Annotated in this window: 1 pseudogene; it reads right to left on the minus strand. The window is 67.7% G+C overall.

Annotated features, from left to right (window positions below):
* Window positions 1-396, minus strand: a pseudogene (locus NLU14_RS21370) (fatty acyl-AMP ligase); the annotation flags it as partial.

The raw sequence follows: 396 nt of genomic DNA on the forward strand, positions 1-396 counted from the left end.
TGCCGTCTTCCTCGCGGATCTCGATCGTCATGTCGCGTGCGGGGACGCCGCAATTGACGATGGCACGGAAGCGTTGCGGTCGGTCGCCGCGGGCGACTTCGCCGCCGGAAAGCTGGGTTTCCTCGACCAGCTCGACCATGATGCCTTCGCCCGGCGGCATGATCGAGACGGCGAGGGTGGCTTCCGCCAGGCCGTAGCTCGGCAGGAAGGCACTGGCCTTGAAGCCCGCATCGGCGAAGGCGTCGACGAACGACTGCATCACGTCCGGGCGGATCATGTCGGCGCCGTTGCCGGCGACGCGCCAGCGGCTGAGGTCGAAACGGTCGCTGGCCTTGGTCTGGCTCGACATGCGGCGGGCGCAGATGTCGTAGCCGAAGGTCGGCGAATAGCTGAGCG

The sequence above is a fragment of the Marinobacter iranensis genome, assembly GCF_029207565.1.
Lineage (GTDB): Bacteria > Pseudomonadota > Gammaproteobacteria > Pseudomonadales > Oleiphilaceae > Marinobacter > Marinobacter iranensis.